The sequence below is a fragment of the Halomonas sp. 707B3 genome, assembly GCF_024158645.1.
In the GTDB taxonomy this organism is placed as follows: Bacteria; Pseudomonadota; Gammaproteobacteria; order Pseudomonadales; family Halomonadaceae; genus Vreelandella; species Vreelandella lionensis.
The window spans coordinates 48,519-54,939 of record NZ_JAMZBE010000005.1; the positions used below are offsets into that span (position 1 = coordinate 48,519).

A 6,421-nucleotide genomic window follows, 5' to 3' on the forward strand; every position below is an offset into this window, starting at 1 on the left:
CTCTAGGGTGGAGCTTTCTGATTAACGAGTGGTTCTCAGATGGTCATGAAAGCTTCTCTCCAATTGCGTATCGGCACACAGCTGACCATGACACCTCAGCTGCAGCAGGCTATCGCCCTGCTTCAGCTATCGACGCTGGACCTTCGTCAAGAAATTCAGCAAGCGCTAGATGCCAATCCCATGCTTGAGCAAGAAGATGAGTTTGGCGAGCAGGCTGTCAGTGAGCCTCAAGAGGCTGAGTGGTCCGAGAGCATCCCCAACGAACTCTCCGTCGACAGTGACTGGTCAGATACCTATCAAGACATAGGCAGCCTGGGTGGCAGCAGTGAAGGCCCCGACTTCGAGCGCCAAGCCGCTGGACAAAGCCTACATGGCCACCTGCTATGGCAACTGGCCATGACAGACTTTAGCCCGCGAGAATACGCCATCGCGGAAAGCCTGATTGATGCGCTGGATGCCAACGGCTATCTCACCCAGCCGCTTAATGACATTCGGGAAGGATTAAAAGCCCAAGGCCATGACAGCTTAAGCCAGCGGGAAGTGGAAAATACCCTGCTGCGCTTGCAGCAATTTGAGCCCACCGGCGTCTTTGCCCGAGACCTGCGTGAATGCCTGATGCTGCAACTCGCCTCACTACCCGAGGACACCCCGCTGCTAATGCCCGCCAAGCGGCTGGTTCGCCAGTTTTTGGAAGCATTAGGCAAAGACGATATGCGGCTTCTCAAGCGCCGTTTAAGCCTTGATGACGAGCAGCTTGACGATGTCATCCGTTTAATTCGCAGCCTTGACCCACGCCCTGGGAGCACCTATGGCGTTACCGACGACAGCTACATCACCCCCGACCTAGTCGTTCGGCATGACAATGAAGGCTGGCATTTAGAGCTCAATCCAGAAGCACTACCACGCTTGCGTATACAGCCCGACTACGCCAGCTTGATCAAACGCGCAGACAAAAGCCAAGACAACCAGTTCCTCAAAGAGCACCTCCAAGAAGCCCGCTGGCTGATCAAAAGCTTATCGAGTCGCAATGACACGCTGCTACGAGTTGGGCGTGAAATTATTGCACGCCAAATTGGCTTTCTGGAGCATGGCGAAGAAGCAATGAAACCGCTGATTTTAGCGGATATTGCTGAAGCGGTAGAGATGCACGAATCCACCATATCTCGTGTGACCACGCAGAAATTTATTCACACGCCGCGGGGCGTTTTCGAGCTTAAGTACTTCTTCTCAAGCCAGGTAAGCGGCCAAGACGGCGGCGACAGCCACTCCAGCACAGCCATTCGTGCCCGCATCAAAAAGCTGATTCAGGATGAGCCCTCAGGAAAACCGCTCTCCGATAGCCGCTTGGTGACTCTACTTGAAGAGGGGGGCATTAGCGTTGCACGGCGTACTGTCGCAAAATACCGGGAGTCAATGGGCATTCCCTCGTCAAGTGAGCGCCGTCGTTTACGCTAGTTAAACGGTAAGTATGAACAAACTCAACGCAAGGGCTTTGCAATAGCGTAAAAAGGGTTACAATCGAAGTACAGTCCGATGGATAAGGAGCACGTCAATGCAAGTAAACATCACTGGTCATCACGTTGAACTGACTGACGCCTTGCGTGACTACGTTAACGAAAAGCTGGAACGCGTTGAACGCCATTACGACAACATTACCACGGTGCAAGTGACCTTATCTGTTGAGAAGGAGCGCCAGCAAGCAGCCTGCACACTGCACGCTGCCGGTGCAGACCTTCACGCCGAAGCGCTTGATAACGACATGTATGCCGCTATTGATGCGCTAGCAGACAAAATCGATCGTCAACTCGTTAAACATAAGGAAAAAGCACAAGCTCGCGCCCAGGGCGCTGGTGTGCGTTAACTCAATGACGTTGGAAACCATCCTCCCCCCGGAGCGCGTGCTTTATGACGTTCCCGGGGGCAGCAAAAAACGGGTGCTGGAGTTTTTCAGCACCTTTATCGCCCAAAATACACCCAGCCTAGATAGCCAAGAGGTGTTTAGCCGCCTCATTGGCCGCGAGCGACTAGGCAGTACGGGGATAGGCAACGGGGTTGCCATCCCCCACGCTCGCAGTCCTCACTGTAGCGCACCCATTGCTGGCTTTTTAAAGCTTGCTGAGCCAGTAGACTTCGACGCCATTGATGGCGACCCGGTGGATCTTGTGTTTGTGCTGCTGGTACCAGAAGAGGCAGATGACACCCACCTAGCACTGCTTGGCCAAGTGGCTACTATTATGAACGACGCCCATACGCGTCAGCAGTTGCGTAAAGCCGATAGTCAGCGCGAACTCTTAGCACTTATTACCGCCAAGATTCGCGAACAAGCCGCCTAGGCTTTATGGGCGGTGGCCACTGCACGCAGCGATAATTTCCTCCTATGCAAGCCAAGAGAGACGCTATGCAACTGGTGATCATTAGCGGCCGTTCAGGGTCCGGTAAATCTATCGCCTTACAAGCGCTAGAGGATCTTGGCTACTACGCTATCGACAATTTACCCGCCATGCTGCTGGGCTCATTAGTTGATGAACTACGTGAGCAAGGCGAGCGCACTCACTTAGCAGTGAGCATTGACGCGCGCAACCTTCCTACGGCGCTTGAACGCCTCCCAGCTTTACTGGAAGAACTACGCCAGCGAGGAATTCGTTTTCAGGTCATCTATCTGACCACGGATGCGCGCATTCTTTTGGAGCGTTACTCAGCCACCCGCCGTCGCCATCCCCTTACCCGGGATAGCGAAATGACGTTGGAAGAGGCCATCAATAAAGAAGAAGAGACGCTGCTTGAAATTCGCGATCTCGCTGACTTGTTGATCGATACGTCGCGCTTATCCGTGCATGATCTGAGACGCCGCATTACTGATCAAGTCGCCCACCAGCGAAAAGATCAGCTAACGCTGACGTTTGAGTCGTTTGGCTACAAACGCGGCGTACCCATGGATGCCGACTTAGTCTTCGATGTTCGCTGCCTGCCCAACCCTTATTGGGACCCTACTCTGCGCCAATTTACAGGGCGTGATGCCAATATAGTGGCGTTTTTAAGTAGCTACCCAATGGTCGAGGCAATGACCAATGATATTCAGGAGTGGTTGGAAAAGTGGCTTCCGGCTTACCAAAATAGCCAGCGAAGTTATATGACCGTGGCTATTGGCTGCACCGGCGGGCAACACCGCTCTGTTTATATGGTCGAACAGCTTGCTAAAAAGCTGGTTAAACAGACCGGAGAAGTACAGTTGAGACACCGTGAGCTGGGGTTACAATACACGCTGAGCGAAGAGCCAGCGGTGCCATGCGTTACCACACCCGCCGCTGCCAGCACGCCCTGAGTGTCAGGACCTAATTTTTAAGGCCTAAGCTTCTCAAGACCTAAGTTTTTTAAGACCTAAGTTTCAAGACCCACTCGGCAAAAAGGAACCAGAGTGCCCGAAAGAACCTTAACACTTACCAACCAGCGTGGTCTTCATGCCCGCGCGGCCACCAAACTGGTGAAATGTGGCCAGCAGTTTTCCGCGAACATCGTGGTTTATAAGCAGCAGCAGAAAGCCGATGCCGCCAATATTATGTCGCTGCTGATGCTGGCCGCCCCCTGCGGCACCGAGCTTACTGTCGCCGCTGAAGGAAGCGACGCCGAACAGGCGCTAGATGCCATTGAAGCTCTATTCGACGCACGGTTTGACGAAGACCAGTAGCTAGTTTACCAAGCCAGCACTGTCGATTAGGTTCCTGCCACTGTCATCGCATCAATCAGCCAGCTACCCGTGTGAATACTGCCACGGGTATCCGTATCACTTCCCACACCGCTCAGCCCCGCGAACATCTTGTTGAGGTTACTAGCAATAGTGAACTCCTCAATGGGGTACTGTACTTCGCCATTCTCAATCCAGAAACCCGCCGCTCCCCGGGAATAGTCGCCAGTGACGCCGTTAACACCCTGCCCCATGAGCTCGGTCACCCAAATACCACGCCCCATCTGTTTTAACAGCTCTTCCCGCGGCGTTAACGGCGCTAACAAGCGCAGGTTGCGCGCGCCGCCCGCATTGCCCGTGGACTGCATTCCTAAACGACGCGCGCTGTAGGCAGAGAGCATGTAGCTCGCCACCTGCCCCTGATCAATAAACCGGTTGCTACGGGTTTGTACACCCTCCGCGTCAAACGGTGAACTAGCCGTTGCTCCCACTTCCAGCGGGCGCTCTTCTAACCCAAACCAATCGGGGAATAGCGGGCTACCCAAGCGGTCACATAAAAACGAGGCTTCTCGATAAAGCGCGCCGCCCGCCAGAGCACCCATAAGGTGGCCGATAAGGCCGCTAGCAAGGGAGGGATCAAACAGCACGGGAAATGTACCCGTCGGGGGACGTCGCGCCCCTAGACGCCGCAACGTTCGCGCTGCTGCCTCGCGCCCCACCTCCTCTGGGTGGTGAAGCTGCTGCGGGTTACGCGCAGATGTATAGTCATAATCCCGCTGCATACCTTGCTCATCTTGGGCAATCAGCATGCAGGAGAGTGAGTGACTGCTCCCCTTTTGAGTCCCCAAAAAGCCGTGGCTATTGGCGTATACTCGCACGCCCTCACCGCTTGAGAGCGAGGCACCTTCTGACTGGTGAATACCTGCCACCTCGCGGCCAGCCTGTTCGCAGCGCAGGGCAAGGTCAATCGCTTCATCGGTTGAGAGCGGCCACGGATAGTGCACCTTCAAGTCTGGCAAATGGGTCGCCATCAGCTCTGCTTCAGCGAGGCCTGCAGCGGGATCTTCCCCGGTATAACGTGCAATAGCCAGCGCCTTTTCAACCGTGGCACGAATGGAGGCACTACTGGCATCCGTTGAGGAAGCGCTACCTTTACGTTTTCCCACATAAAGTGTGACCGCAATACCCTGATCACGAGATAGCTCAACGGTCTCCACTTCACCAAGTCGCACGCTAACGCCCAACCCTTGGTCAACGCTCGCGCCGACTTCGGCGGCATCCGCCCCTAGCTGTTTTGCCAGGGCAAGCGCCTCTGTGGCGCGCTCCGTCAACTGCGCCTGCTGCGCCGTTGCATCAAATGCCTGTGCCATATGGCCTCCTTTTCGCCTGAATCGCATTGGCGAATCAATGTTGTGGTCGCAGCCTGATATAATGCTGCAAACGAATCTAATCTGTGAGTTCTTATATGCCGAAGCAACGCCCCGAGCCTATCGATATCGATGAACAAGAAGAGCGCCCGAGTAAATCTCAGCTAAAGCGTGAAATGCATGCTCTGCAAGCGCTTGGCGAAACATTAATTGCCATGAAGCCTGCCGAGCGGGCGCGCTTTCCTTTATCAGACGATATGCTGAGAGCGATTGAAGAGACTTCTCGCATTCGCTCTCATGAAGGCCGCCGTCGCCATATGCAATACGTTGGCAAACTTATCCGTAAAGAGGATCTAACGGCCATTCAGGGCGTTTTCGATGCCATCGAACAAGAGAAAGAGCAGCGCGATCATGCGTTTCATCGCCTGGAAAAATGGCGTGACCGCCTAGTAGATGAGGGCGACGACGCCGTTGACCTGTTTATGGCCGACTACCCTAACGCCGATCGTCAGGCGCTGCGCCAGCTAGTGCGCAACGCCCGCAAAGAGCGCGAACAGGGCAAGCCCCCCACCAGCTCACGCAAGCTTTTCAAACACCTGCGCGATACGCTAGCGCTGTAAATCACAGTCTCAAGAAGACTGCGTGCCGCCCACGGTCAGCTCATCCAGTTTCAGGGTGGGTTGGCCAACCCCCACCGGCACACCCTGGCCCTCTTTACCGCAAACGCCAATCCCGGTATCCATCGCCATGTCGTGGCCAATCATCGACACCCGGCCCATGGCCTCAGGCCCGTTACCAATCAGCGTTGCACCTTTCACCGGCGCGGTAATTTTACCGTCTTCAATCATGTAGGCTTCGCTCGCCGAAAACACGAATTTTCCCGAGGTAATATCCACCTGCCCTCCGCCAAAACTCACGGCGTAGATTCCCCGCTTAACGCTTTTAATGATATCGGCAGGGTCATCTTGACCAGCCAACATCACCGTATTGGTCATACGCGGCATCGGCAGATGAGCGAAAGACTCGCGGCGGGCGTTGCCGGTAGGCTCCATCTTCATCAATCGCGCGTTTAACTTATCCTGCATATAACCAGTTAAAATGCCATCTTCAATCAGCGGCGTATATTGGCCGGGCGTGCCTTCGTCATCCACGCTCAACGCGCCGCGACTATCAGCAACAGTGGCATCGTCAACCACTGTGACCCCCTTGGCGGCAACCCGCTGCCCCATTCGCCCTGCAAAGGCAGAACTGCCTTTACGGTTAAAGTCACCTTCCAAGCCATGACCTACCGCTTCGTGCAGCAGAATGCCCGGCCAACCGGCGCCTAACACCACTGGCATCTGCCCCGCTGGCGCATCAATGGCTTCAAGAT

At 54.9% G+C, this 6,421-nt stretch carries 8 protein-coding genes; 6 read left to right on the forward strand and 2 right to left on the reverse strand.

Translation table 11 applies throughout. The features are described 5' to 3' along the window. The first annotated feature begins 39 nt into the window (after positions 1 to 39). From BIS10_RS01620 to BIS10_RS01640, 5 genes are all read left to right on the forward strand, one after another. Positions 40 to 1,455: an RNA polymerase factor sigma-54 gene (locus BIS10_RS01620; RefSeq protein ID WP_044629947.1), complete on the forward strand. Its 1,416-nt coding sequence runs from the start codon at positions 40 to 42 to the stop codon at positions 1,453 to 1,455. A 97-nt stretch (positions 1,456 to 1,552) separates the two neighbouring features. Then, positions 1,553 to 1,861, forward strand: a complete 309-nt coding sequence (gene hpf, locus BIS10_RS01625) for a ribosome hibernation-promoting factor, HPF/YfiA family (protein WP_027335376.1) — start codon at positions 1,553 to 1,555, stop codon at positions 1,859 to 1,861. A gap of 4 nt (positions 1,862 to 1,865) precedes the next feature. Continuing rightward, complete coding sequence (gene ptsN / locus BIS10_RS01630; protein ID WP_044629945.1) at positions 1,866 to 2,333, forward strand: PTS IIA-like nitrogen regulatory protein PtsN; 468 nt, start codon at positions 1,866 to 1,868, stop codon at positions 2,331 to 2,333. A 65-nt stretch (positions 2,334 to 2,398) separates the two neighbouring features. Beyond that, the gene (gene rapZ, locus BIS10_RS01635; protein WP_253501782.1) at positions 2,399 to 3,322 is read left to right on the forward strand and encodes an RNase adapter RapZ; all 924 of its coding nucleotides are present in this window, start codon (positions 2,399 to 2,401) and stop codon (positions 3,320 to 3,322) included. Positions 3,323 to 3,415: 93 nt separating this feature from the next. Next, positions 3,416 to 3,685 (forward strand): HPr family phosphocarrier protein, encoded by a 270-nt coding sequence (locus BIS10_RS01640; RefSeq protein WP_253501784.1) that lies wholly within the window; start codon positions 3,416 to 3,418, stop codon positions 3,683 to 3,685. Between the two features lie 26 nt (positions 3,686 to 3,711). Here the strand turns inward: BIS10_RS01640 and pmbA are convergent, their stop codons facing one another. Then, positions 3,712 to 5,052, reverse strand: a complete 1,341-nt coding sequence (pmbA, locus tag BIS10_RS01645; protein WP_253501787.1) for a metalloprotease PmbA — start codon at positions 5,050 to 5,052, stop codon at positions 3,712 to 3,714. Between the two features lie 95 nt (positions 5,053 to 5,147). Here pmbA and yjgA point away from each other — a divergent pair, with 95 nt between their 5' ends. Continuing rightward, positions 5,148 to 5,669, forward strand: a complete 522-nt coding sequence (gene yjgA / locus BIS10_RS01650; protein ID WP_044629941.1) for a ribosome biogenesis factor YjgA — start codon at positions 5,148 to 5,150, stop codon at positions 5,667 to 5,669. Between the two features lie 9 nt (positions 5,670 to 5,678). On the opposite strand, the gene BIS10_RS01655 is transcribed toward yjgA, so the two are convergent. Beyond that, positions 5,679 to 6,421, reverse strand: a 743-nt coding sequence (locus tag BIS10_RS01655; RefSeq protein WP_253501790.1) for a metallopeptidase TldD-related protein, incomplete at its 5' end; no start/stop codon positions are given.